Annotated in this window: 30 protein-coding genes; 18 read left to right on the plus strand and 12 right to left on the minus strand. The window is 34.2% G+C overall.

Going from position 1 to position 25,383, the window contains the following annotated elements; genetic code table 11:
- Nucleotides 1-9 precede the first annotated feature (9 nt).
- Both MY1_RS06700 and MY1_RS06705 read right to left on the minus strand, forming a co-directional pair.
- A complete protein-coding gene (locus tag MY1_RS06700; protein ID WP_007551126.1) occupies nucleotides 10-768 on the minus strand; it encodes an ABC transporter ATP-binding protein in 759 nt (252 codons plus the stop codon).
- Complete coding sequence (locus MY1_RS06705; RefSeq protein ID WP_007551127.1) at nucleotides 755-1,795, minus strand: ABC transporter substrate-binding protein; 1,041 nt, start codon at nucleotides 1,793-1,795, stop codon at nucleotides 755-757. Before MY1_RS06705 ends, MY1_RS06700 begins: the two co-directional genes overlap by 14 nt.
- A gap of 126 nt (nucleotides 1,796-1,921) precedes the next feature.
- On the opposite strand from MY1_RS06705, the gene MY1_RS06710 reads away from it, so the two are divergent.
- From MY1_RS06710 to MY1_RS06770, 13 genes are all read left to right on the plus strand, one after another.
- Nucleotides 1,922-3,121 carry an argininosuccinate synthase gene (locus MY1_RS06710; protein ID WP_007551128.1) on the plus strand — a complete coding sequence of 400 codons (1,200 nt, stop codon included), beginning with the start codon at nucleotides 1,922-1,924 and terminating at the stop codon, nucleotides 3,119-3,121.
- Nucleotides 3,118-3,285 carry an alpha-aminoadipate/glutamate carrier protein LysW gene (lysW/argW, locus tag MY1_RS06715; RefSeq protein ID WP_007551129.1) on the plus strand — a complete coding sequence of 56 codons (168 nt, stop codon included), beginning with the start codon at nucleotides 3,118-3,120 and terminating at the stop codon, nucleotides 3,283-3,285. Before MY1_RS06710 ends, lysW/argW (MY1_RS06715) begins: the two co-directional genes overlap by 4 nt.
- Nucleotides 3,285-4,142 (plus strand): lysine biosynthesis protein LysX, encoded by an 858-nt coding sequence (gene lysX, locus MY1_RS06720; protein ID WP_007551130.1) that lies wholly within the window; start codon nucleotides 3,285-3,287, stop codon nucleotides 4,140-4,142. The genes lysW/argW (MY1_RS06715) and lysX (MY1_RS06720) overlap by 1 nt, the downstream gene beginning before the upstream one ends.
- A 28-nt stretch (nucleotides 4,143-4,170) precedes the next feature.
- On the plus strand, nucleotides 4,171-5,217 hold the full coding sequence (argC, locus tag MY1_RS06725) for an N-acetyl-gamma-glutamyl-phosphate reductase (RefSeq protein ID WP_048110490.1): 1,047 nt from the start codon (nucleotides 4,171-4,173) through the stop codon (nucleotides 5,215-5,217).
- 2 nt (nucleotides 5,218-5,219) lie between these two features.
- Nucleotides 5,220-6,023, plus strand: coding sequence for a [LysW]-aminoadipate/[LysW]-glutamate kinase (locus tag MY1_RS06730; protein WP_007551134.1), 804 nt, complete (start codon nucleotides 5,220-5,222; stop codon nucleotides 6,021-6,023).
- Nucleotides 6,016-7,191 carry an aspartate aminotransferase family protein gene (locus tag MY1_RS06735; RefSeq protein WP_048109951.1) on the plus strand — a complete coding sequence of 392 codons (1,176 nt, stop codon included), beginning with the start codon at nucleotides 6,016-6,018 and terminating at the stop codon, nucleotides 7,189-7,191. The genes MY1_RS06730 and MY1_RS06735 overlap by 8 nt, the downstream gene beginning before the upstream one ends.
- Nucleotides 7,184-7,603 carry an HTH-type transcriptional regulator LysM gene (lysM, locus tag MY1_RS06740; RefSeq protein WP_007551137.1) on the plus strand — a complete coding sequence of 140 codons (420 nt, stop codon included), beginning with the start codon at nucleotides 7,184-7,186 and terminating at the stop codon, nucleotides 7,601-7,603. The genes MY1_RS06735 and lysM overlap by 8 nt, the downstream gene beginning before the upstream one ends.
- 116 nt (nucleotides 7,604-7,719) lie before the next feature.
- A complete protein-coding gene (locus MY1_RS06745; RefSeq protein WP_007551138.1) occupies nucleotides 7,720-8,886 on the plus strand; it encodes a LeuA family protein in 1,167 nt (388 codons plus the stop codon).
- Between the two features lie 22 nt (nucleotides 8,887-8,908).
- Entirely contained in the window at nucleotides 8,909-9,076 is a 168-nt protein-coding gene (gene lysW/argW, locus MY1_RS06750; protein ID WP_007551139.1) for an alpha-aminoadipate/glutamate carrier protein LysW, read from the plus strand.
- Nucleotides 9,073-9,921: a lysine biosynthesis protein LysX gene (lysX, locus tag MY1_RS06755; protein WP_007551140.1), complete on the plus strand. Its 849-nt coding sequence runs from the start codon at nucleotides 9,073-9,075 to the stop codon at nucleotides 9,919-9,921. Before lysW/argW (MY1_RS06750) ends, lysX (MY1_RS06755) begins: the two co-directional genes overlap by 4 nt.
- 3 nt (nucleotides 9,922-9,924) lie before the next feature.
- Nucleotides 9,925-11,052 carry a M20/M25/M40 family metallo-hydrolase gene (locus tag MY1_RS06760; protein WP_007551141.1) on the plus strand — a complete coding sequence of 376 codons (1,128 nt, stop codon included), beginning with the start codon at nucleotides 9,925-9,927 and terminating at the stop codon, nucleotides 11,050-11,052.
- Nucleotides 11,052-12,089 carry a diphthine synthase gene (dph5, locus tag MY1_RS06765; RefSeq protein ID WP_007551143.1) on the plus strand — a complete coding sequence of 346 codons (1,038 nt, stop codon included), beginning with the start codon at nucleotides 11,052-11,054 and terminating at the stop codon, nucleotides 12,087-12,089. Before MY1_RS06760 ends, dph5 begins: the two co-directional genes overlap by 1 nt.
- A gap of 45 nt (nucleotides 12,090-12,134) precedes the next feature.
- Complete coding sequence (locus MY1_RS06770; protein ID WP_007551145.1) at nucleotides 12,135-12,752, plus strand: FAD synthase family protein; 618 nt, start codon at nucleotides 12,135-12,137, stop codon at nucleotides 12,750-12,752.
- Between the two features lie 12 nt (nucleotides 12,753-12,764).
- On the opposite strand, the gene MY1_RS06775 is transcribed toward MY1_RS06770, so the two are convergent.
- The 6 genes from MY1_RS06775 to MY1_RS06800 form a co-directional block, all read right to left on the minus strand.
- On the minus strand, nucleotides 12,765-13,448 hold the full coding sequence (locus tag MY1_RS06775; protein ID WP_007551146.1) for a DUF120 domain-containing protein: 684 nt from the start codon (nucleotides 13,446-13,448) through the stop codon (nucleotides 12,765-12,767).
- A gap of 9 nt (nucleotides 13,449-13,457) precedes the next feature.
- Nucleotides 13,458-14,603: a DNA primase DnaG gene (gene dnaG / locus MY1_RS06780; RefSeq protein ID WP_007551147.1), complete on the minus strand. Its 1,146-nt coding sequence runs from the start codon at nucleotides 14,601-14,603 to the stop codon at nucleotides 13,458-13,460.
- A 153-nt stretch (nucleotides 14,604-14,756) separates the two neighbouring features.
- The gene (gene erpA, locus MY1_RS06785; RefSeq protein ID WP_007402159.1) at nucleotides 14,757-15,107 is read right to left on the minus strand and encodes an iron-sulfur cluster insertion protein ErpA; all 351 of its coding nucleotides are present in this window, start codon (nucleotides 15,105-15,107) and stop codon (nucleotides 14,757-14,759) included.
- A 91-nt stretch (nucleotides 15,108-15,198) separates the two neighbouring features.
- Entirely contained in the window at nucleotides 15,199-15,960 is a 762-nt protein-coding gene (locus tag MY1_RS06790; RefSeq protein WP_007551148.1) for an enoyl-CoA hydratase/isomerase family protein, read from the minus strand.
- A gap of 36 nt (nucleotides 15,961-15,996) precedes the next feature.
- Complete coding sequence (locus tag MY1_RS06795) at nucleotides 15,997-18,114, minus strand: 3-hydroxypropionate--CoA ligase (RefSeq protein WP_007551149.1); 2,118 nt, start codon at nucleotides 18,112-18,114, stop codon at nucleotides 15,997-15,999.
- 42 nt (nucleotides 18,115-18,156) lie between these two features.
- Nucleotides 18,157-18,840 (minus strand): type 1 glutamine amidotransferase, encoded by a 684-nt coding sequence (locus tag MY1_RS06800; protein WP_007551151.1) that lies wholly within the window; start codon nucleotides 18,838-18,840, stop codon nucleotides 18,157-18,159.
- Between the two features lie 49 nt (nucleotides 18,841-18,889).
- Here MY1_RS06800 and MY1_RS06805 point away from each other — a divergent pair, with 49 nt between their 5' ends.
- Complete coding sequence (locus MY1_RS06805; RefSeq protein WP_007551153.1) at nucleotides 18,890-19,267, plus strand: toprim domain-containing protein; 378 nt, start codon at nucleotides 18,890-18,892, stop codon at nucleotides 19,265-19,267.
- A gap of 2 nt (nucleotides 19,268-19,269) precedes the next feature.
- Here the strand turns inward: MY1_RS06805 and MY1_RS06810 are convergent, their stop codons facing one another.
- Together MY1_RS06810 and MY1_RS06815 are read right to left on the minus strand one after the other, a co-directional pair.
- The gene (locus MY1_RS06810; RefSeq protein ID WP_007551155.1) at nucleotides 19,270-20,544 is read right to left on the minus strand and encodes a Glu/Leu/Phe/Val family dehydrogenase; all 1,275 of its coding nucleotides are present in this window, start codon (nucleotides 20,542-20,544) and stop codon (nucleotides 19,270-19,272) included.
- A gap of 79 nt (nucleotides 20,545-20,623) precedes the next feature.
- Entirely contained in the window at nucleotides 20,624-21,010 is a 387-nt protein-coding gene (locus MY1_RS06815) for an ArsR/SmtB family transcription factor (protein ID WP_081470657.1), read from the minus strand.
- A 121-nt stretch (nucleotides 21,011-21,131) separates the two neighbouring features.
- Here MY1_RS06815 and MY1_RS06820 point away from each other — a divergent pair, with 121 nt between their 5' ends.
- The 3 genes from MY1_RS06820 to MY1_RS06830 are packed head-to-tail and all read left to right on the plus strand — an operon-like array spanning nucleotide 21,132 to nucleotide 23,753.
- A complete protein-coding gene (locus MY1_RS06820) occupies nucleotides 21,132-21,857 on the plus strand; it encodes an archaeal proteasome endopeptidase complex subunit alpha (RefSeq protein WP_007551157.1) in 726 nt (241 codons plus the stop codon).
- A 52-nt stretch (nucleotides 21,858-21,909) separates the two neighbouring features.
- Complete coding sequence (locus MY1_RS06825) at nucleotides 21,910-22,599, plus strand: class I SAM-dependent methyltransferase (RefSeq protein ID WP_007551158.1); 690 nt, start codon at nucleotides 21,910-21,912, stop codon at nucleotides 22,597-22,599.
- On the plus strand, nucleotides 22,596-23,753 hold the full coding sequence (locus MY1_RS06830; protein ID WP_007551159.1) for an MFS transporter: 1,158 nt from the start codon (nucleotides 22,596-22,598) through the stop codon (nucleotides 23,751-23,753). Before MY1_RS06825 ends, MY1_RS06830 begins: the two co-directional genes overlap by 4 nt.
- A gap of 22 nt (nucleotides 23,754-23,775) precedes the next feature.
- On the opposite strand, the gene MY1_RS06835 is transcribed toward MY1_RS06830, so the two are convergent.
- Nucleotides 23,776-24,090: a P-II family nitrogen regulator gene (locus tag MY1_RS06835; protein ID WP_007551161.1), complete on the minus strand. Its 315-nt coding sequence runs from the start codon at nucleotides 24,088-24,090 to the stop codon at nucleotides 23,776-23,778.
- A gap of 138 nt (nucleotides 24,091-24,228) precedes the next feature.
- On the opposite strand from MY1_RS06835, the gene MY1_RS06840 reads away from it, so the two are divergent.
- Nucleotides 24,229-24,576 carry a Sec-independent protein translocase subunit TatA/TatB gene (locus MY1_RS06840; RefSeq protein ID WP_048109958.1) on the plus strand — a complete coding sequence of 116 codons (348 nt, stop codon included), beginning with the start codon at nucleotides 24,229-24,231 and terminating at the stop codon, nucleotides 24,574-24,576.
- On the opposite strand, the gene MY1_RS06845 is transcribed toward MY1_RS06840, so the two are convergent.
- Nucleotides 24,577-25,350: a DNA-methyltransferase gene (locus tag MY1_RS06845; protein ID WP_048109961.1), complete on the minus strand. Its 774-nt coding sequence runs from the start codon at nucleotides 25,348-25,350 to the stop codon at nucleotides 24,577-24,579.
- Nucleotides 25,351-25,383: the final 33 nt, after the last annotated feature.

Raw genomic sequence — 25,383 nt, forward strand, 5'->3', positions numbered from 1 at the left:
CATACATCACTAATTTTTCTTAACCTCAGGTCGTAATTCTGATAAAATTTCTTGTTGAAGCGGAAATAAATTTTGATCCTCAACTAATCGTGGTCGTTTGTAATCAATGTTAATGACTTTTTTAATTGTGGATGGCCTATTGCTAAATACTGCAACTTTAGTTCCAAGTACTGTAGCTTCAGTTACATTGTGAGTTACAAATAAAATTGTCTTTTTTGTTTTCTCCCAAATCAATTGCATTTCAACGAGTAACAAATCTCTTGTTTGTGCATCAAGTGCTGCAAATGGTTCATCCATTAGTAACACATCAGGGTCCATAACAAGTGCTCTAGCTATCGCTACTCTTTGTTTCATTCCAGTTGAAAGTTGGTATGTATACGAATCAGCAAATTTTGTCAACTGCATCATATCCAGATATCTTTTGGATATCTGAGCACGTTCTTCTTTTGGAATTCCTGCCATTTTTAATCCAAATTCTACGTTGTCTTGAACTTTCAACCAAGGAAACAATGCACCCTCTTGAAAAACAATAATTCTTTCAGGGCCAGTTGATGTTACTGGTTTTCCATCAAAGAAAATTTCACCCTCATCAGGAGTTTCCAAACCTGCCACTATTCGTAAAAATGTAGATTTACCACATCCAGATGGACCAACCAGGCATACAAATTCACCATCTTCAATTTGTAAATTCACGCCACCTAATGCCTTGAGACGATGACTGTCATGTTTGAAATATTTTACAATATTTTTAGCCTCAAGTTTGGTCATTATTTACTAAAACCTCCTGTGATTGGGAATTTGAATTTTTGTCAAAGAAAAGCCCATCTAAGTTATACCCATGTCTTCCTAGATAACCAAGCGAGTCCGCTCTTTTAGCGATTGTGTCAATTGAGCTTACAATTGGATCTGAAGTAATTTCTAAATTAGATAATGATTCATCAATTAATTCAACTGGTAATGATTTACCCATTTCATTTTTCATAAAATCAAAGAAAATAGTTTTAGTTTCTTCTTTATTGGAATTAATCCAATCTGCTGTTTGCTGATGTGCTTCAAGCCATTTCTGTATAATTTCAGGATGTGAATTCACATATTCTTCTTTAGCAATCAACACCACTGTTGCAAACTTATTTTCAGGCCAAAGTTCATTTTCATTAAACAATCTTGTTCCACCTAATTGTTGAACCAATATTGTAGCAGTAGGTTCTGGAACCCATGCACCATCAATATCCCCCTTTGCAAATAATATGTAGATATCAGAGTTACCAGTATTCAAAATAATTACAGAACCACCCTTTTCGGCAGGCTTTAATCCATTATCAGAAAGATATGTTCGAAGAGAAATATCCTGTGTGTTTCCAATTTGAGGAGCAGCGATTCTTTTTCCAGCAAAATCAGCAACAGATTTAATTTCAGATTTTGGATGAACAATAAAACTAACACCTCCACTTGCAGCACCAGATAAAATTTTCACATCATGTTGTTCAGATTTCAAAAATGCATTGATTGCAGGTCCAGGACCAACATATGCAATATCAACAGAACCGGCAAAAATCGATTCAATTACCTGAGGTCCAGAATCAAACAAGATCGGTTGAATATCAATGTCACTTCCAATGTGATTTGAAAAAAATCCTTTTTCAATTCCAACAATTGGTATTGCATGAGATATGTTGGGAAAGTATGCTACTCTAATCTTGTTTTCATGCGTATTTTGATCCTGATTTGTCATAATTCCTACAGAGATCAAAGTTAATACAACAACACCGATCAAAATATAGATCTGAATTTTCATAAAACAGCGTTATATTCTGGCTGTTAAATAATCATCGAATTTTAGCTCAAGCTAGTTTGAGAATTTTTTGATTTTTTCAGCGTAACACAAAAGATAAATTCCAAATTACGACGGGGAATATGTTTTATGGCTGAAAAAGGAATTCTTGCATTTTCTGGCGGATTGGACACATCAGTTGTGATAAAATACCTTCAAGAAGAATACAACATGGATGTCATCACAGTAACTGTTGATGTAGGTCAAGGCGATGATCAGAAAAAAATTGAAGCTAAAGCCAAAAAACTCGGAGTAATAAAACACTACAATATCGATGCCAGAAAAGAGTTTGTTGAAAATTTTATTTTTCCGTCAATTAAAGCAAATGCACTCTATCAAAAAAAATATTGCTTAGCAACTGCATTAGCTAGACCATTAATTGCAGAAAAAGTTTTAGAAATTGCAAAAAAAGAAAAAGTAACATCATTAGCTCATGGTTGTTCAGGTAAAGGAAATGATCAAGTTAGATTCGACATTACATTACGTTCTGGTTCTGATTTACCAATCATTGCACCAATTAGAGATAAAAATTTAGACAGAGTGACTGAATTAGAGTTTGCAAAAAAACACGGAATCGAAATTGACTCAGTTGCAAAGAGATTCAGCATTGATCAAAATTTGTGGGGACGTGCAATTGAAGGTGGAGTACTAGAAGACCCATACAATGAACCTCCAGAAGATGCATTCATTTGGGTAAAAACAAAAAATTTGCCAGATAAACCAACATACTTGGAAATAAAATTTGAGAAAGGAATACCAGTTTCAGTAGATGGAAAAATTCTTGAACCAATAAAATTAATTGAATATGTAAACAAAAAAGCAGGAGATGCAGGAGTCGGAATTGTTGATCATATAGAAGACAGAGTTGTCGGAATTAAATCTCGTGAAGTTTATGAAACACCAGGAGCATTATGTCTTATTGAAGCTCATTCAGATTTAGAAAAAATGGTCCATACTAAACATGAAAATAAATTCAAATCAATTATCGATGATGAATGGGCATACCTTGCCTACTCAGGATTATGGCAAGACCCATTAAAACAGGATCTTGATGCATTCATTCAGGCATCACAAAAACCAGTATCTGGAACTGTAAAACTAAAGCTCTTCAAAGGAAGCATTCGTGTTGTTGGACGAAAATCAGACTATTCATTATACAATCACAAGATCGCCACTTATGGTACTGAATCAACTTTTGATCAAAGATTGGCAAAAGGATTTGTAGAATTGTGGGGAATTCAATCAACAGAAGCTAATAAATTACAAAAGAAAAGGTCAACAAAAACATGAACTGTCAAGAATGTGATGCAACTCTTAACATCCCAGACGACGCCTCTGTTGGAGAGATAATCTCCTGTCCTGATTGTGGCGCTGACTTTGAGATCGCAAAAAAAAATGGATCTACTGTTGAGCTAAAACAAGCAGAAAGTGTAGGCGAAGACTGGGGAGAGTAATGTCAAAAATCTGTATTGTATTTGACCGCCTAAGATCAGAAGAGAAGATGCTCGAGAAAGAGGCATTGAATCTAGGTCACGAGGCAGTAATGCTAGATGCTAAGATTACCCAAATCAATACAGATAGTAAAAAAAGTGATTTTGATTTTGGAGATGTGGTTTTAGAAAGATGTGTTAGTTATTTTAGAGGACTTCATTTTACTGCCAGTCTTGAATTTATGGATGTGCCAGTACTCAACAAATTTTTTGTTGCAAATCAATGCGGAAATAAAATGTTCATGACTCTAATGCTAAAAAAATACAATGTACCAACACCAAAAACATATTTTTCATTTTCAAGTGAAAGTGCATTAGAGAATATAGAAAAAATTGGATATCCACTAGTAATTAAACCAGTCATTGGAAGTTGGGGAAGAGGAGTTATGCAGATAAAAGACAAAGATACTGCCGATGCACTATTTGAGATCAGAGACATTACAGATAGTCCACATGATAGAATTTTCTATCTTCAAGAGGTGATAAAGAGACCACCAAGAGACATCCGAGTAATCACAATCGGGGACGAACCAATTGCAGCAATGTATAGAAAATCATCAGGCGGTTTTAAGACAAATATAGCATTAGGAGCAGATCCTGAATTATGTGAGATCACAAAAGAGATCGAAGATGTAGCGATTAAAGCCTCAAAAGCTATGGGTGGAGGAATTTTAGGTATTGATATTATGGAAGACGAAAAACGCGGATTTGTCGTACATGAAGTTAACAACACTGTAGAGTTTAAAGGACTCTCAAAAGTTTCAAAGCGAAATATTCCAAAAGAAATGGTAGAATTTGCTTTAAACTATGTTAGGAAATAAATTATAGTTCATTATCGGGAGAGTTATGATAAAAGTCGGTGTTGTAGGAGCATCAGGTTATGTCGGAGGAGAAACACTTCGTCTTCTAGTAAATCATCCAGATGTTGAGATCACAACGGTTACATCAAGACAACATGTTGGAGAATATCTCCATAGAATTCAACCTAGTTTGAAAGGATTTACCGATCTAACTTTCTCAGAATTAGATTATGATAAAATGACAGATAATTGCGACATTGTATTTACTGCAGTTCCACATGGAACTGCGACTGAAATTGTAAAAGCATTGTATGACAGAGGCCTCAAAGTCATAGATTTGAGTGCAGATTATAGATTACACACTGCTACCGATTACGATAAATGGTATGGATGGGAACATCCACATCCAGACTACTTACCAAAATCAGTATTTGGAGTACCAGAATTACATAGAGAGGCAATCAAGAAAGCTCAGCTAGTTTCTTGTCCAGGATGTATGGCAGTAACTTCCACATTAGCCCTTGCACCACTAATTCGACATGACTTGATTGACACGGAACACATCATTGTAGATTCAAAGATTGGATCATCAGGTGCCGGTTCTGGTTCAGGAACTGCTCATGCAATGAGAGCAGGAGTAATCAGACCATACAAACCAGCAAAACATAGACACACTGGAGAGATAGAACAAGAATTAAGTGAAATTGCAGGTAAAAAGATTCATGTTTCAATGAGTCCACATGCAGTAGATGTAGTTCGTGGAATTTTATGTACAAATCATACATTTATGAAAAAAGATATTGAAGAAAAAGAATTATGGAAAATATTTCGTGAGGCTTATGGTCAAGAGAGATTTATTCGATTGATTAGAGATAAAAAAGGATTGTATAAATTTCCAGATCCAAAATTTGTAGTTGGTTCAAACTTTTGCGATATAGGTTTTGACATAGATGAAGAGAATCATAGATTGATTGTAATGTCAGCATCCGACAACCTAATGAAAGGCGCAGCAGGTTCTGCAATACAAAACATGAATGTGATGTGCGGCTTTGATGAAATGGATGGCTTGAAGTACACTCCACTCACTCCAGTATAGAAATGATCACAATTAAAATCGGCGGAAGTGTAGTAGATAATTTACATTCATCAACTATTGCAGATATGAAAAAAGTTGCAGAGACAGAAGGATTAATCATAGTTCATGGTGGAGGAAAAGAAGTCACAAAAGTTTGTGAACAACTTGGAAAAGAACCAAAATTTGTAACATCACCTAGTGGAATAAAAAGTAGATACACAGACAAAGAAACTGCAGAGATTTTTACAATGGTAATTTCAGGAAGAATAAACAAGACAATTGTTCAGATGCTTCAAAAAAATGGAATAAACGCAATTGGATTGTCAGGGGTGGATGCAAGAATTATCGAAGCTGAAAGAAAAAAGACATTATTAATTATCAATGAAAAAGGTCGAAAACAGGCAATTGATGGAGGATATACAGGTAAAATTACAAAAATCAATGCGAAATTCATTAAATCACTTTTAGCTCAGGGTCTAACACCTGTAATTTCACCCATTGCAATTAGCGAAGAGTCAGAGTTCCTCAATGTAGATGGAGACAGAGCTGCAGCATATGTAGCAGGAAATGTAGGTTGTGACAAGATATTATTCATAACAAATGTAGATGGACTCTTGATGGACGATAAACTAGTAACAAATCTAACATTAGCACAAGCAAAAGAAATTAGACCAAAAATAGGCCCAGGCATGGAAAAGAAGATACTAGCAGCTACTGAAGCTTTAGACATGGGAGTAAAAGAAGCACTTATTGGAAACGGTCAAAGAGAAAATCCTATATCATCAGCTATTTCACATGACAATTGTACGGTGATTCAAAATGACTGAAGATGACTTTATGGGTGGTTTGTATCAGAGGTTTCCAGTTACAATTGAAAAGGGAATAGGGGCTCATGTTTGGGACATCAATGGAAAAGAATACATCGATTGTATGGGCGGATATGGTGTAGCGATTGTTGGACATCAAAATAAAAGAGTTGTAAATGCAATCAAAGAACAAGTAGATAAAATAATTACTGTACACAGTTCACTGTACAACAAAACAAGAGAAGAATTTCTCAAAACACTAATCAGTCTTGCACCAAAAGGCTTGACTCAAGTTCATCTAAACAATAGCGGAGCAGAAGCAATCGAAGCTGCAATAAAATTTGCAAGAAAATTTACAGGTAAAAAAGGAATGGTTGCAATGAAAGGATCATATCATGGAAAATCACTTGGTGCATTATCATTAACATTTAATCCAAAATACAAAAAAGCATTTGAACCATTAGTTGAAAAAGTTTCTTTCGCATCATTTGGAGATATAGAATCTCTCCGTTCTACAATTGATGATGACACAGCATTTGTTATCTTAGAACCAATACAAGGTGAAAGCGGAATCAACGTTGCGCCAGACGGATTTTTACAAGAAGTAAGAAAACTTTGTAATGAAAAAGGAATTCTTCTAATTTTTGACGAAATACAAGCTGGATTAGGTAGAACAGGACGACTTTGGGCATGTGACCATTGGAACACAGCGCCAGATATTTTATGTCTGGCAAAAGGAATTGCTGGTGGAGTACCAATGGGTGCAACTCTAGTAAGACCAGATATCCTTGCATCAATGAGTAAAGGCGAACATTCTTCAACGTTTGGTGGAAATCCACTTTCTTGCGCTGCAGGAATTGCAACTCTACAAGCACTTACTCAAGATAATCTCATCGAGAATTCTGAAAAGATGGGAAAATTATTCAGAGAGGGATTAGAGAAATTAAAAGAAAAACATTCCATAATCAGAGAGGTAAGAGGAAAAGGGTTGATGATAGGAGTTGAATTGAAGTTTGAGGTAAAAGATGTTTTGATGAATCTTATGAAGGAAGGCGTTCTTATGCTTTATTCAGGTAGAAATATTCTCAGAATCCTTCCTCCACTTGTAATTTCTAAAGAAGACGTAGCGAAAGTATTAGAAACCCTAGATGGGGTACTAACTATAGAGGAGCAAAAAAATAATGTATAAAGACAAAGTAGATGAAAAGATAATTAACTTTCTCAAAGAAGATTCAAGAGAGTCATTTGTAGATATAGGTAAGAAACTAAAATTATCAGAATCTGCAGTTAGAAGAAGAGTAAAAAACCTAGTAGATAGTGGAACAATCAAAAGATTCACAGTTGAGGTAGGAGAAGAAAATGCAACAAGCGCCATTGTATTGATATCAGTAGACTCTACAACTGAAACCTCAAAAGTGTCAGAGAAACTTGCAAAATTAGAAGGCGTGAAAATAGTTTATGAGATTACAGGTCAGTATGACATCATTACAATAATTAGTGCAACAAACATCTCTGAGATCAATACCAGTATAGATGCTTTAAGAAAGATACCAGGAGTAATTGACACTAATACTGTGATTATTTTAAGAAAAGTGGCATAAAACGACTTTCGGCACATAATTTCTATACTTAACTAAATTAGGATCATCACAAGTAATTTTCAGCGAAGTTAGTACGATTATGTTTATATTCTCAATCATTATCAACGTTTTCTGTAATGAAAGATCCGAATCACTATGCAGACATTTACAATGCATATGAAAAAAATCCAAGGAAGATTAGAGTGTTAGATAGTACTCTAAGAGAAGGAGAACAACACCCTGGAGTATCATTTACAAATAAACAACGAATACAAATTGCATGGATGCTAGATTATTTTGGAGTAGATCAAATAGAAATTTCCCCAGTTGTTTCAACTGATCACAAAGAAGCAACTAAGACAATTATCAAACAAGGATTAAAAGCAGACATTGTATCTCATGGAAGAGCTCTCAAAGAAGACATTGACATTTCATTGAGTTGTGATGCAAAGTGGTGCGCTGCATATCTTGGAATATCAGATATTCATCTTAAAGATAAATTACGAATAACAAGAGAAGAGGCACTTGACAGAGCAGTTGAAACAGTAGAGTATGCAAAATCACATGGATTAAAAATCAGATTCACAGTAGAAGATGGAAGCAGAGCAGAACCAGAATTTCTACTCAAAGTATGCAAAGCAATCGAAGAAGCCGGAGTAGATAGAATAAGTCTTCCAGATACTGTAGGAATTATGAGACCTATTGGCATGTATAATTTTGTTAAAACTGTAAAAGAGGTAATTGATGTTCCACTTGATGCACATGTCCATAACGACATTGGATTTGCAGTAGCAAATGCATTTTCTGCATGTGATGCTGGAGTAGATCAGATACACACCACAATTGACGGAATTGGAGAACGAACCGGAATTCCACCTCTTGCCGAAGTTGCAGTTGCATTGACTTATCTTTACAAATCACCAAACGATTTCAGATTAGACATGTTGTTAGATTTATCAAGATTAATTGAAGATTACACTTCGATTAAACCATATGACTCAAAACCAATAGTAGGTTCTTCAGCTTACAAACACAAGGCAGGAACACATCTTGCAGCAATTCTACGAAATCCTGCAGCCTACGAACCAATTCCACCTAGAGCCGTTGGAAATACTCGTAGAATTGTATTTGGAGAGTTAGCTGGAAAAACAGGAGCTGCCTATTTGATGTCTATTTTAGGCCTTGAAAAAGATGATGAAGGAGCCAAAGCAGTTGCAACAGGTCTAAAAGAACTCAGAATGGGTGATTTAATCGAGATTCCACTAGCAGATAGACTCGAAAAAAAGATAATTAATGATAAATAAAGAGGGAAAGTTGAGAGATACCATGTCAAAATGTGAAGAATGTGATGCAGATATTTCCATTCCAAAGGATGCTATGGAAGGAGAAATTGTAACATGTCCGGAATGTGGCGCAAGTTTTGAATTAGCAAAAGGCTCAGAAGGTTTCCAATTAAAGCCTGCCCAATCGGTTGGCGAGGATTGGGGGCAGTGAGTCCTGACATTACAATTCTTTATGATACCATCCGTTGGGAAGAAAAAGCTCTGCTAGAAGCAGGTAAAAAAAAGAACATCAACATACAGATGGTAGATTGCAAGAATTTAGCTTTGGATTTAGATAAAAAACCAGAAGATTATGGTCCAGTAATTCAAAGATGTGTTAGCTACTATCGAAATTTACATTCAACTGCTGCACTTGAAGGAATGGGGGTAAAGGTGGTTAATTGTCTAAATACAGGAATTTTTGCAGGAAATAAATTATTTACACATATGTTATTAAAAAAATACGGAGTCCCAACACCATATGCATCTGTAGCATTTTCAAAAGATGCAGCAGTAGAACATTTAGAATCACACGGATATCCAAAAGTAATCAAACCAACTGTAGGTAGCTGGGGAAGATTAATTTCAAAATTAAATGATAAAGATTCAGCAGAAGGAATTATTGAAAGTAGAGAGAGTATGTATCCAATATACCAAGTTCATTATTTAGAAGAATTTGTAAATAGACCACCAAGAGACATTCGAGCTATCATGGTTGGAGATAAGATTGTTGCAGCCATTTATAGAACTTCAGGCAATGGAAATTGGAAAACAAACATGGCACTTGGAGGAACCGCAGAACCATGTAAAGTTACACCAGAGATGGAAGAAATGTGCATAAAAGCTAAAAATGCAGTTCAAGGTGACATAGTTGGAGTGGATTTGATGGAAAGCAAAGAACGAGGATTAGTAGTTCATGAAGTTAACAATACAACTGAATATAAAAATACGGTAAGAGTATGTGGAATAGACATACCTTCCTTGATGATTGACTACGTAATAAAAAATAAAAAGTGAGAATTGGAAACAACATTCACAGTAACACCAAGATTTGCAGTAAAGATGCTAGAGAAAGCACTTAGACTGTACACACCTTCACTTAATGAAAAAGCAATGGCGGAATTTCTTGCAGATAAATGCGATGATTTAGGATTTGAAGACATTCACATAGATGAGGTAGGAAACATAATTGCAAAAAAAGGTACAGGTTCACCAAAAATATTACTATGTGGACACATGGATGTAGTTCCAGGAAAAGTCAAAGTTAGAAAAGAAGGAGATTCACTTTATGGTCGTGGTGCTTCAGATGCAAAGGCCCCACTAATGGCAATGTTGTTTGCCGCAGCATCAGTGCAAAACAATAACGGTACTGTGATTTTTGTAGGTACTGTAGATGAAGAAGGAAATGCAACTGGAGTAAAAAATCTAGTAAAAAATCACATGGACATAGATTACGCAGTATTTGGTGAACCAAGTGGAATTAAACAAGTCACAATTGCATACAAAGGAAGATTAGCAATCAATCTCAAAGTAAGTGTCAATGACAGTGCACATGCAAGTGCACCATGGCTTTCAAAAAATGCAATTGAAGAAACAATGATCTTTTCAAAAGAACTCAAAAAAGGTTTAGAGGCAGATCAAGATAAAAAAAGTAAAGGAATGTTGCTTACTGCAACATTAACTGAAATAAATGGCGGAACTAGCCACAACGTTACACCAAAAGAATGTGTATCCACTTTTGATATCAGAATTCCAGTAGATACGAATTGCAAGCTAGTCGAACAAAAAATTTCTGTACTTGTAAATGAAATAGCAAAAAAAAGACAAGTTGAAGCATATTATTCAATTATTGATGAGACAGAACCTTTTGAGGCGCCTCACAACTCTGCCATAGTCAGAGCATTTACTTTAGGAGTTATGGATGTGGAACATACAAGACCAACTTTAATTAGAAAAACTGGAACTGGAGACATGAATGTAATAGGAAACCAATGGAGCATTCCTGTAGTCACATATGGTCCAGGAGATCCACATGAAGCTCACACGATAGACGAAAAAGTATCCATCGACGAATATCTAAGAGGAATCGAAGTTTTAAAGAGAATGATACACCATTTAAAAAGACTACATGATAAAAACATGCAGTAATGCTTTGGTTTGTAGGTTTAGGAATTTCAGGATCCAAATCAATTCCTGTTGAAGCTCTAGAAGTTTTATCAAAAGCAGACATCATTTACCTTGAACAATTTACCAGTCCAATTGGAAAATCAGACTTGTTAAAAATCAAAAAAATGACAAACGGTGAAATCAGAGAAGGTAAAAGATGGCTAGTTGAAGATGGAACTGAGATTTTAAAACATGCAAAATCAAAAAAAGTAGCATTGTTATCCTATGGAGATCCTTACATTGCCACTACGCATATTGAATTAAGAACGAGAGCCATTCAAGAAAAAATAAAGACCTACTCAATTCATGCATCTTCATCTTTAACCTCAATGATAGGAGAATGTGGGCTTCATTTTTACAAAGTTGGAAGAATTGCAACAATAATGAGCGAAATGAAATCACTGACAACCCCATACTATGTAATTTACAAAAACATCATAGAAGGCAATCATACAATATTACTATTAGAGTACAATCAAGACAAAAATTTCTTTATGGACCCAAAAGATGCGTTGGCGGGATTAATAGAAACTGAAAAAGGACAGAAAAGAAATGTGATAAATCTATCAACGTACGCAATAGTCGCATCACGAATTGGATTTAAAGATCAATCAATCATATCAGGAAAAATTTCTAGTTTAAAAAAAATAGATTTTGGCAAACCGCCACACACAATCATCATAACTGGAAGACTTCATTTTACAGAGTCTGATGCGTTAAAAATACTAGGAAAATGTTTAGACGAACCAAAAGATAACTCTGAAGAAACAAAGAAAATTTCAATTCAAATGATGAAAAAATATGTTCCAATGGTAAGAGAAGCACTAGAAGAGATTACGCCATACTATAAAGATCAGAAAGAATTTAGTGTGATTCTTGAAAATGCAGAATTATACATTCAAGATGCAGAGAAATTTCTTGAAGAAGGTCAAGATGAAGTTGCAATTTTGAGCATAGGTTATGCAGACGGTTTGGTAGATGCACTCAGATTGGCAAAAGGCCTAGAACCAAAAATGTGATAATTTATCGATGAATTAAAGTGAGAGTAGTTTTAAAAAAGAACATTGGAATTAATTGAAAAAATAATTTTGACACAGATATACTTATCTGGAATTACCGGTAAATCATACAAAGATAATCTTAAAACAAAAAAAGGATTCACTGAAAATATTATCAATTCAAAAATTGATGAACTGGTAAAAAATAAATTAATTACTGAAGATAAAAGCGCTTTAACTGAATTAGGTAGGTCTTCACTTAGAGTTGTTTTAGCCGGAGGAGTTTTTGATATAATTCATCCAGGACACATTCATACTCTTAATGCCGCAAAAATATTGGGTGACGTTTTGGTAGTAGTCGTAGCCACAGATAACACTGCAATAAAAATGAAAAAAAGACAACCATTACACAGTAAAGAACAAAGACAGGAGTTGGTCAATTCACTCTCCATGGTAGATCTTTGTCTCATAGGTCAAGAAGACGACATTTTCAAGACTGTAAATCTTGTAAAACCACAGATAATTGCATTAGGGTATGATCAAGTACATCAAGAGAAATTCATCATAGAAGGATGTAAAAAAATAAATCTCGATGCAAAAGTCGCAAGACTGCAATCACCAATTCCTGAGAGTTCAAGCTCAAAAATTCAAAAAGAATATGGTGAATCTATTCACGGAATTTAGAAGATAATAAAATTATGAATTAATTGGAATTGATACAGTAACTGGTGAGCCATCCTCAAGTTTTCCAGTTTTTCTAATACATACATCAGAAATTAATTCAATTATAGAATCATCATGATGTGTTCTCTCAAGAATTATCAATTCACAGTTAATAGATTGATTAATTTTTGCATGAAAGCAATTAACCCAACCATAGGTTCTTTTTCCATCTGAAAAACTATCAATTTTAATTCCATCTAGACTTTCAAATTGTTTTATAGCTTCTTGATGCACTTTTTTATTCAATTTCACATTAAGAGTTCCAGGATATGGAATGTAACCAATTTTAGATTTGAATTGTTTTGTGTATCCTTTTAGCGACATGTAGTATGCTCCTTCACCCATCCCAGAAACTATAGTTCCTTTAAGCTCAACAGATGATGGTGATGAGTGAAGACTTTTTTGGAGTGCAGTAGATAGTTTTACCATTTCAGAAAATCCCTTTGAAGTAATCTTTACAGAAATGTTTCTTCCATCGATTATCCTTTCAATGAATTGATTATCTTCTAGTTCAAGTAAGTGCTTTGATGCAGCCTGTTGTGATTTTTTTATATTTTTACCTAATGAATTAGTAGTAATTGTAACAAAATTATTCTTTGCACCTTTAGAAAGAAGATAAGTGAGGGTGAGTATGTGCTGAATTTTTAGTTCAGTCATCAAGTAACCCTATGCTACGCCTAGGTCACCGAATGTTTTTAGATTTAGCCCATCAGAGTTTGTTAATTTTGCAACTCTGTGTCCAATAACACATTGAATTCCAGCGTTTTTGGCGCCTTCTAAAAGCCTCTGTGTGATAATACCATCCAATAGAAGGTATTTGATGCCAGATTGTGTTGAGAGTTTGCTAACTACTTCACTGATTGGAACTTTGAAAATTTCTTTTTCATTCTCGTCTAATGCTACAGCCTCTAGTGTCTCATTTAGATTTGGAAAAATTCTTGATGCTATTTCAGCTACAGGTTTATCATCTGAGCTTTTCAAAACAGCTACAGGTTTTCCATGTTTAATTTCATCAGCAATTGGTCTTAGAATCTCATCTATTCTTTGTGGAGTTAGTTCTTCAACTTCTACTCCAGTATCTGCTCTTAACTCATAATCAATCTTTACAACAGATGTTAGTTCTTTTAGAATAAAACCACCAGCTCGATCTCCATCAATAAATGCAACTACGGTATCTTTTGAAGCACATAGCTCTTTAATTGATTCATCAATTTTTGCACCTTCTATTGCAATTGCATTATCATAACCAGCTCTTAGAAGATTAATGACATCAGCCCTGCCTTCGACTAAAATTATCCATTTAGAATCAAACACTCCAGAACTACATGTTAATTTAGATGGACCATAAGTTGATAGTCTTTTAGAATCACCTTCATGAACATCTTTTAACATACTTTCTCCTTCACTAACTGTTTTTGTAGCCCAACGTTGTTTGATTTCTTTAGCACGTCTTACAATGTCATCTTTTTTTGCTGCTCTTACATCATCGATTGCTTCTAATTTGAAGACACAGTCAAATGGACCAACTTTATCAATGCTTTCAATTCCTGCTGCAATTAATGCGCAAGTATCAATATCAGTACTCATTGGAATAAGAGCATCACCGTTTGTAGTATTAGAAGTAGACTTTGTGTTTACTTCTATACGACCTACTTTAGAAACTCGTTGTAGTTCGTTCAGATTCATCTCTGGGCCTAGTAATCCTTCGGTTTGACCGAAGATAGCCCCGATTATATCTGCTCGTTCAACAAGTCCGTCAACTTCAAAGGAAAGTTTAACATGATATTTGACAATTCCTGATTTATTGGACATACTTTCTTCATCTCCTTAATTATCATAATTTTGGTGTCTATTCTCGATATATGAGGGTATCGCAAGTATTTTCAATAAAGAAATGTAATTTTATAAAAAATATTCCAAGTAGAGTTTACACTAGTTAATCAAAAAATGAAAAATGTTGTTTGTTTATTCAGTGCTAAAGGAATGACCACATGAACAGGATTTTGTAACATTTGGATTATTGATTTTAAATCCAGATCCCATTAGGCTTTCAATATAGTCTACATTTGCACCTTTTAGATGATCAACACTGTAACTATCTACAAGTAGCTTGATACCAGTTTCTTCCATGACTAGGTCATCTTCTTCTGGTGCTTTTTCAAAGCCCATGCCATAAGATAGACCAGAGCAGCCACCACCTTGAACATAGACTCTAAGGTATTGTGGGTTATCGGCTTCTTCTTTCATGAATTCTTTGATCTTTTCAGCTGCTTTAGGTGAAACAGTGATCATTTTCTGTGTTTGTTCAGATGCCATAATGATACAATTGATGATTCAAATTATAATAAGCTTTTCACCCTGAGCCTACTAGTAATTCAATAAAATAAGAAAAGAAGTTAGGTATAGCTTATTTTTTAGATTTATTTACAAAAGCTGTCATGCGTTCTTCTCTATCAGGATGAGTAAAACAATTTCTCCAAGCAAGTAGTTCTACTGCAAGTCCAGTATCAAGATCTGCATTTCTTCCTTTGTTAATAGCAACCTTTGACATTTGTACTCCCATTACAGAATTGGCAGCAATTTGTTGCGCCATTTTCAAAGCTTCTTCTTGAAGTGAAGCAAGTGGTACTACTTGATTTACTAAACCAATTTCCTTTGCTTCATCTGCTTTGATCATTTTACCTGTATAGACGAGTTCTTTTGCCTTTGCTATTCCTACAATTCTCATCAATCTTTGAGTTCCACCCCATCCAGGAGGAATTCCAATTGTAACTTCAGGTTGACCAAGTCTTGCTGTGTCTGCTGCAATTCTAATATCACATGACATTGCAAGTTCACAACCACCACCAAGTGCAAAACCGTTAATGGCTGCAATTGTCGGTTGTTTTACAAGTTCAACTGTAGCTGTTACAAGTTGTCCTGTTTTTGCATATGCAACTGATTCATCTGGAGATATTTTTGACATGTATTCAATATCTGCACCAGCAGAGAATGCTTTTTCTCCTTCACCAGTTAAGATGATCACTTTGACATTATCATCTTTGTCCAGGTTTTCAAAAGTTTTGATGAGTTCTTTTGCAACATCACTATTCATGGCATTAAGTTTGTCAGGTCTGTTAATTTTGACAGTACAAATACCATTAGAAGTTGATGTGGTAACTAATGACATGTTAATTTTCCAAGATATGTGAAACTTAAATGTTCTCTATTTTCCGAGTACTTTGCCCCATTGAGCTAATGCAGATGCAGCTGCAACCCAAGTGCGAAGATCACTATAAACAGGAACCTTATTTGCTTCAATTAGTTTTCTCATTTTCTCGGTATATGGACCCCCATTACCTCCAGCCAAAATTGGTTTTATTTTTTTATTTGATAATTCAGCTAGATGTTCAACTATTGTTTCTTCTAGTGGATCATCTTGGAAAACAAACCAAGGCATAGCAATATCGATATTCTTTTCGTCAAGAAATTGTTGAATGACAAACTTGTAATCATCTGCGTTTGCACCGCCACCAACATCGGCGGGATTACCATTATGAATTGGCACTGTAGGTGGGAAGCGTTCTTTCATCTTTTTCAGTAGTGGTGGAGATAACTTTCCAATAGTAAGACCTAGTCTTTCTAATTGATCAATTCCACCAATCATTGGACCTGCACCATTACTTGTCATGGCAACACGATTTCCTTTTGCAGGAGGTTGCCATGCTAGTGCCTTTAAGACTCCAACAAGTTCTTGATAGCTATCAACTGAAATTATTCCTGCTTGCTTGAATGAACCCATGATGATTGCATTGGAACCACCAAGAGAACCAGTATGAGATGCAGCTTGTTTTGCGCCTGCTGCAGTTCTTCCACTCTTCCAAATTACGATAGGTTTCTTTGTCTCTTTCATCACACGTTTAGCAGTATTGATGAATTTTCTACCATCACCAAATCCTTCAACATATAAGCCAATTACTTTGGTTTGAGGATCATTTGCAGCATACCAAATCATATCTGCTTCATCAACATCAGAACGATTACCAAAACTAATCATTTTAGATAATCCAAATACATCAGCACTTTCCAGCATACTAATTCCCATAGTTCCACTTTGTGAGAAAAATGCAACATTCCCTAATTTTGAACGGACCATTCTCTCTTGTCCTTGGAATGCACAATCAAGACGATTTGCAGCATTGAACATTCCAATACAGTTTGGACCAATTACACGAATTTTGTGTTCTAGTGATAATTCTTTAACTCGAGCTTCCATTGCGGCTCTGTCACCACCAAGCTCTTTTCCTCCACCTGAAACAATTACAACATTATGAATTCCTTTCTTTGCACATGTCTCCATAATAGGCCCACACTCTGCAAGATCAATGCAAACAACAACCAAGTCAACCTTTTCAGTAATTGCATCTAGTGTTGGATAGCATTTGATTCCAAGAATTGATTCTTGTTTAGGATTAATTGGAAATACTTTACCTTTGTAATCTTGTTTACCAAGTGCAATCAATACCGAATTACCAATCTTTCCAGGTGTGGATGATGCACCTACTAGTGCAACAGACTCTGGAGTAAAAAATGACTCCATTGATTCAATGTTTGGTTTAGCTTTTGAGATTGAATTCTTTCTAATTTCTTTATTTAAAATAATTTTTGCGTCAACTACAAAATGAGATTTTGGATAAACAATTACAGGGTTGAAATCAATACTGTTGATGTAATCAGCATTATCTACTCCTAGTTTTCCGATTTGTACAAGCATATTTGCAACCATGTTTGTATCAATTGGTTCACTTCCTCTGAATCCTTTGAGCAGTGCTGAACCTTTGAGTTCATTAATCATAGATTTTGCATCTGAAGTTGTAATAGGTAACATGCGGAATGCAACGTCCTTCATGACTTCAGTCATAATGCCACCAAGTCCAACCATAATTACAGGACCAAATTGAGGATCATTTTGAATACCAACGATTAGTTCAACACCTTTTGGAACCATCTTTTCAAGAAGAATTCCTTTAACTTCAACTCCTTTCTTTTTAGATAGTCTACCATACATGTCCTTGAATGTCTTTTTGACATCATTGACATTATCTAGACCAACTTTGACACCACCAACATCAGTTTTATGCAAAATTTGTGGAGATACAACTTTCATAACAAGAGGAAATCCAATCTTTTTTGCTTGTTTGGCTGCATCTTCAGCAGTGGTAACAAGTGCAAAAGGAGGAACTTTGACACCATATGTTTTGAGTATAGATTTTGATGATTCTTCTGTGATAACTTTATGACTTGTTTGAATTACTTCCTCGAAAACTTTTGTCACAGAATTCATGGTTAGATCGATGAAACAAAAACTCTGTATATTAAACTTTGGTCAAAGATGAAACATTGATTTGAAATTAGTGTAAAAATTATCCATATTATTTTTGACAATTGAAATATTTTCATCAATATCAGAACGGATTTGCTTAGGATCGATGTATGGAATTAGTTCTAGTTTTTCCTGAGTCTTATCAAGCCAAAGATTAATCATTTCCTCATTAACTTCCATATGGAATTGCAATCCAACTGCACTGCCAATTTGAAAAGCTTGATTAGGATAATTTTTAGAATGAGCTAATCTAATTGCTTTTTCAGGTAAATCAAAAGTATCGCCATGCCAATGAAACACAGTAAATGGATTTGTAAATCCAGAAAATAATTTAGAATTATTATCAATTCTCAAATCATGGTAAAACCCAATTTCTTTTTGTGGTCCAGGATAGACTTTACCACCAAAAGTTTTTGCAATCAATTGAGAACCTAAACAAATTCCAAGTAATGGTGTGTTATTCTCTACAGTTTTTTTAATTAGTCGTTGTTCTGCTTTTAGATAATCAAAGTTATCGTTAGCACTTTCAGGAGCACCAAGTATCACTACAAGTGAATAATTTTTTTCTGGAAGTTTTTCATGTTTTGCATTTACAGAATCAATAAGAAACCCATCTTTTTGGAACAGTTCGCCCAAATACCCTGAACCTTCAATTCTGGTATTGTGAACAATCAAAACATCAGACATAATTAATTTTTAGCAAAAGCGATTAATATGTTAAAGCAAGCATGATGCTGTGCTTGTTACAGAACAGGAAATTCAAGATCTTAAAAAATTTGTATTTCAACTAAATTTATTGAAAGATAGTGTTGTCGTAGTAGAAGGAAAAAATGACGCTACTGCGTTAAAAAATATAGGATTTTCTGGTAAAATAATCGAGTTTCATAAATTTGGAGGAGTTGTAAACTTTGCAGACTCTGTTGCCCATTATGAAAAATTAATAATTTTATTTGACAGAGATCGAAAAGGTAGACATCTTACAGGAAAAACAATTCAGCTTTTAGAACGTAGAATCAAAATCGATCTTTCTTTTAAAAGAAGGCTTACAACAATCACCAAGGGAAAAATAAGATTTGTTGAACAGCTAGTATGTTACGAATCGTATCTAGTCTAAGATTATGGCCAAATGCCTTTTTGATTAAAGGCTTCCACAACTCTACCTACTGCTAAAGCCATAGTAGCTCGTCTCATGTCAATTTTATGCTTTTTTGCTAATGCATATGCATCTTTGAAACCTTTTGTAATGTTACCTTCCATCTTGTTTGCAACTTCATCAAAAGACCAATAGTAACCCATGTTATTTTGAACCCATTCCAAGTATGAAATGCATACACCGCCAGAGTTTGCCAAAATATCTGGAATTACTAAAATATTCTTTTTGAAAATTATTGGATCTGCTTCAGGTAATGTTGGACCGTTTGCAGCTTCTGCAATAATTTTACATTTAAGATTATTTGCAATCTTTGCATTGATTTGATTCTCTAAGGCACCTGGAACTAGAACATCACATTTTGTTGTTAACAATTCCTCTGTTGAAATTTTCTTGCTACCAGGGAATCCAACTACAGTCTTATTCTTTTCTTTAAATTCAAGTAACTTGCTGACCTTTGCTCCATTTGGAATTGAGATTGAACCTTTAGAATCACTTGCACCAATTACTTTAGCACCCATCTTTTCTAAATATTCTCCAGCAAATGTAGATGCATTTCCAAACCCTTGTAAAACAACTTTAGCGCCTTTCAAATTAAGCTTGATTGCTTTTGCTGCTTCTCTTACACAATATGCAACACCTAAACCAGTTGCAACGTTTCTTGCAAGTGAACCTCCCATTGAAATTGGCTTTCCAGTAATTACACCAGGAGCATACACATTTCCATTTAATTTGCTAAATGTATCCATAATCTGAGTCATCTCCCTACCAGTTGTGTAAACATCTGGTGCAGGAATATCTTTACCTGGTCCAATTATTTCAAATATTTTATATGCGAATCCTCTGGTGAGTCTTTCCATTTCACCATCACTTAGTTTTTCAGTTTTTGGATTAACATAGATTCCACCTTTACCTCCTCCCAATGGAATATCCACAATTGCACATTTCCAAGTCATCCAAGAAGATAATGCCATGACTTCACGTTCCATATATTCAACTCCACCTTCAGGGTTAAAGTATCGAATTCCACCTTTGTATGGACCTCTATCATTATTATGCTGACTTCTAAAACCAATAAAATTTCTAATTTGTCCATTATCCATTCGGACTGGAATTTTTACTCTAAGAACTTTATTTGGTGTTGCTAAATATTCTCGTAAACCTTTATCCTTAATTCCAAGAACATCGCATGCATCGTTTACTTGTTTTGTTGCATTTGCAAATGGATCTAGACTTACCAAGACGATCGATTTTGAAACAGCATATTATATTAAGTTTAGTTCAAAGTATCAGATCGCATACCATACAGATAGGATTTGATTAAAGGTAAACCTTTTTTTGATTTATTTTCCAATCTAGCTTATCTATTGCCATATCAAGAGCACTGATGTTAACTTCTAAAAATGTAGATAAGTGAAAAATTGCGCCATATTTATCACCAAGTTTTAAGATCATGTTATTTTTTTCAAGTACTTTCATGTGATGCTGAACAGCCTTGTAATCCAAATCAAGTTCCTGTGCTAATTGATGTGTGTTATATGATCTTTCAAGTAAGAGCATAATTATTCTCAATCGTGTAAATCCACCTCTGGTACTTGTGAATAAATAAAATAGCAGTTTACTTGTCTGTTTATCGATTTTTCTTTGTTCAGTTTTGGTTTTAGATCTCAAAAGTTCTTTGAATTCTAATAATTGTGCACTTGACATGTTCCTTGCGTATTATGTGAGAAATTTGCTTAAAACACTATTTCCAGATCCTATCCAAATCTATTACAAATTAACGAACGACAATTACCCTTAAATTGACTAAGAAGAGAATCGATACAATATGATGGCATCACGTGGGTACGACATGACCCCTACAATGTATTCCCCTGATGGGCGAATTTATCAAGTCGAATATGCCATTGAGACAGTAAAAAGAGGCACACTGGCAATAGGCATTTGCAGTAAAGAAGGAGTAATCATGGCAGTTGAGGAGAAACCAAGAGCCTTACAAACATTAAACGTTACACAGAAAATTTTTCAAGTAGATTATCATATAGGAGTAGCAGCTGCAGGATACATTCCAGATGCACGTGTTCAAGTTGACAATGCTAGATTTTTTTCACAAGGCAATAAAATGACTTATGATGAATCGGTAGAGGTTGCAACTGTTGCCAAGCACTTAGCTGATCAGTCTCATCAATTTACACAGTATTCAGGAGTAAGACCTAACGGAGTTGCTCTGATAATTGCCGGAGTTGATCAAAAAGGAGAGTCAATTTACGTAACTGATCCTAGTGGAACTTATGTTCAATATGCAGCAGTTGCAATAGGATCAGGTTCTGATGATGTTAATGCATTTTTAGAAAAACATTACAATGAAAACATGTCCTTAAGTGATGCTGCATCACTTGCAATTGCGGCAATTAATCTAAAAGCCGAACAAAAAGAAAGTTTGAATCACATTAAAATGGCCAAAGTCACTACTGAGAAAAAAATATTTGAGAAAGTATCAGAATCAGATTTACTTAATTATTCTAAAAATGCATCTAAATTTCCAACATCTTAAGTTTGAATTTAGATTTGAAAACTATTCAAACTAGTCTGTAAGAAAGATAAACATGGGATTAGGAAGTTATTGGGGAGAAGTCATTGAAGTACTTCGTGAAATTATACCAATTTATGATAAAGTAAATTCATACATATCTCTTGGAAAAGATGTCGAACACAGGAACAGAGGAATTACAGGGAGAGTATTTCCAGGAAATAAAATTCTTGATGCAGGTTCAGGTTTTGGAAACATGTCCAAAACCGCCTTAAAGATATGTGATGGAAAAATTTCAATCACACTTTACGATCCTCTTGTACCAATGTTAAAAAATACTGGAACTCATTTTGAGAATGTGCCGGATTTGGTGAATGGTGTTTTTGAACACATTCCATTTAAAAATGAAGAATTTGATGCGGTTTTGTGCGGATATTCTCTAAGAGATGCCATTAATTTAAGAATTGCAATTTCAGAGATTCACCGAGTACTAAAAAATGAGGGTAGATTTGTAATTGTAGATTTAGGAAAACCAGATGAAGTAATAATTAGAGCTGGAGTTTCATTTTATCTTAAATTTATTCTTCCAGTACTAGCATTGATTGCAGGAGGAAGATTAGGTTTGAAATTTGGTACTCTTTATGGAACATACAAAAGATGGCCACAAAACAAAAAGTTGGAAAAATTATTGCTTGAAAAATTTTCCAAAGTAGAATTTGAGAAAGATCTTATGGGCGGAGCAATAATGGTTGCCGCATACAAATGAACAAGACTCTAGTACTTGTAAATCTCACAGGTTTAATCATAGGAATTTCATATGGATTACATGGTCCAATATTACCAGTATTTGCAAAAAATATAATCGGAGCATCATACTCTGAACTTGGTTTTATTGGATTAGCAAATTTCATTCCATACATGTTCATTCCAATATTTGTAGGGATTCTTCTTGACAAATTCAATAATGGTTACATTTTAGCAATAGGTGCATCAATCAATTCAGTATCAGTCTATCTTCTATCAATAGCACAAACAGTTCCAGAGATAATGGGATTTAGAGTAATGACAGGAATAGCTCATGCATTTTTTTGGCCTCCATGTCAATCCATTATTGCTAATGAAAGCAACGAAAAAACTAGAGTTAGAAACATCTCATGGTTTACAATGTTTTTTGTGATGGGATTTATGATAGGCCCATTATTAGGTACGGTATTTCTTGAAGGACTAGACATCACATATAGAATTCTATTTCAAATAACGGCATTTATTTTGGCTAGCGCCATAATTGTTTCTCTTTTGATTTCAAGAAAGAGTGTAACAAAGTATCATGAGAAATTCTCATTTTTATCAATCAAAGAGATGAAAAGATTTCCAGAAGTTATAATATTATTAATTTTTTGTACGTCTTCTTTTGGAATAATTCTATCAATTTATCCAGCATTCTTAAATGACAGCGGAATGTCAGATACAGATATTTTGCTATTGTACTTTGCATTTGGAATTTCAAGAGTAATCTCACTTGCATTAGTAGGCAAGTTCTCAAAAAGAACTAGTCAGACATTGATCGCAGCTACAATTGCAGTTTCTATTGGATTGTTAATTTCTGCAGTTTCAGATTCAATCATCATGTTTGCAGTGGCACTTGTATTGATGGGATTTGGGTTCAGCATATTTTTCCCATTGACTCTAGAAATAATTCTCAGTAAAACAAGCAAAACAATATCAGGAAAGATAATTGGAGCATATGAAACAGTTTTTGGAATAGGTTGGGTAATTGGACCTACATTAGGAGGACCTATAGCACAATCATTTGGAAATCAATCACCATATATTGTATTTTTTATAATCGGAATCGCAATTACAATTTTAGCTATCATACATAGAAATAAACTGGAACCAAAAAAAATACAAAATATCTAATTAAATAATTGAAATTAAAAAACTAAATTGAGGTAGTTCCTCGTTTTTGTGTACAGATATCAAGTGCGTCTTCTACTGCAGTGACAAAGACTTTACCATCACCTTTTGTTTTTGTACATGCAGCTTTTGCAATTGCATTTAAGATGTCATTTAATTTCGGATCATCTACAACACAGATTATCAAATCTTTAGAGAAATATTGTCCAACTAATGGCGGATCATCTGAACCCTGACCTTGAACATGGCAGATAGTTATACCTCCAACACCAATTTTTTTAATTGCAGCTACAGTTTTGTCTTTAAGTTCAGGTCTAACAATTACTTCTATTTTTTTCATTAATTAATGTAAGAATAGTTGTTTTTTAAAACAATAGGGACATTCTCGAAGTTGATTTTCAGGGATGAATTTGTGAAGAATAAAGATTTGAAATTTCAAAAACATTACATTTAATTTCAAATAAGTCGATTTTATTTTATGTTTGATTATTCATTAAATATAATGGGTAGTGAATGGATAATCATAATTTTTGTTGCCCTAGTATTGATTTTAGGAACTAATCAACTTCCAAGTGCTGCAAGGAAATTGGGAAAAGCTGTAAATGAATTTAACAGAGCAAAAAATGAGGTTCAAAGTCAGATGAAAAATGTTTCAGATTCAAATCTAGATACATCAGAACCAATGGAGACAGAGAGACAAAAGCTAGAGATGATTGCAAAATCACTTGGAATAAACTCTAAAGAAAAATCAGACGATGAACTTCGGAAAATAATTTCAGATAAAATGGGACCAAAAAAAACAGATAGTTCAGAAAATAAAATATAGTTATTCAGATTTAATTCGATAGAGATTTTTATCTAGTCTTTTTTTTGCAAATTTATAATATTCGGGGACAATTTCAAATCCAAGATATTGTCTATTCAATGATTTGCTAACTACTGCAACTTGTCCTGACCCTAAAAATGGATCAAATACGATATCTTTTTTATCACTAGAATAATCCAATAGTTTTTCAATTAATTCAGCAGGTAATTTAGTGGGTGTTTTTTCATCACCTGTCCAATATTCACGTTTAATTTCCCATACATCTTCTTTGTCCCTATAATGCAGACTTCGTCCTTCTTTGGTTTTAGAATCTTTTTTAAATCTAGAAAATGGATAAAATTTTCTCTGTTTATCATTTTTGCAAACGTAAATACAATGATAATGTGAAGTAACAAATTTTCTTTTGGTTACAACACCAAATTGATATTTCCAAATAATATGGTTAACGGTGATAAAACCTACATCATCTAATGCCTTTAGAATATCTTTGAGATTATTCCATCCAGAAAAAACATACATGCTTCCTGTATCTTTAAGAATTCGAAATGCTTCTTTCATCCAATTATATGTAAAATCATAATAATCGACAGACTTTATTTCGTTATAACCTTGCATCACTCTAGAAGAAGTTCGATTATAATTTGCCTTGGTGGCCTTAAAATTAATAGCAAATGGAGGATCAGTAATAATCAAATCAATTTTATTTTTAGGTATTAAGCCCATACCTTCAATACAATTCATATTGTAAATTTTGTTAATTTCGATTTCCTTCATTTTTAAAATCAAGGTGGTATCCTCGTTTAATAA

The organism is Nitrosarchaeum koreense MY1, assembly GCF_000220175.1.
GTDB classification, from domain to species: Archaea; Thermoproteota; Nitrososphaeria; order Nitrososphaerales; family Nitrosopumilaceae; genus Nitrosarchaeum; species Nitrosarchaeum koreense.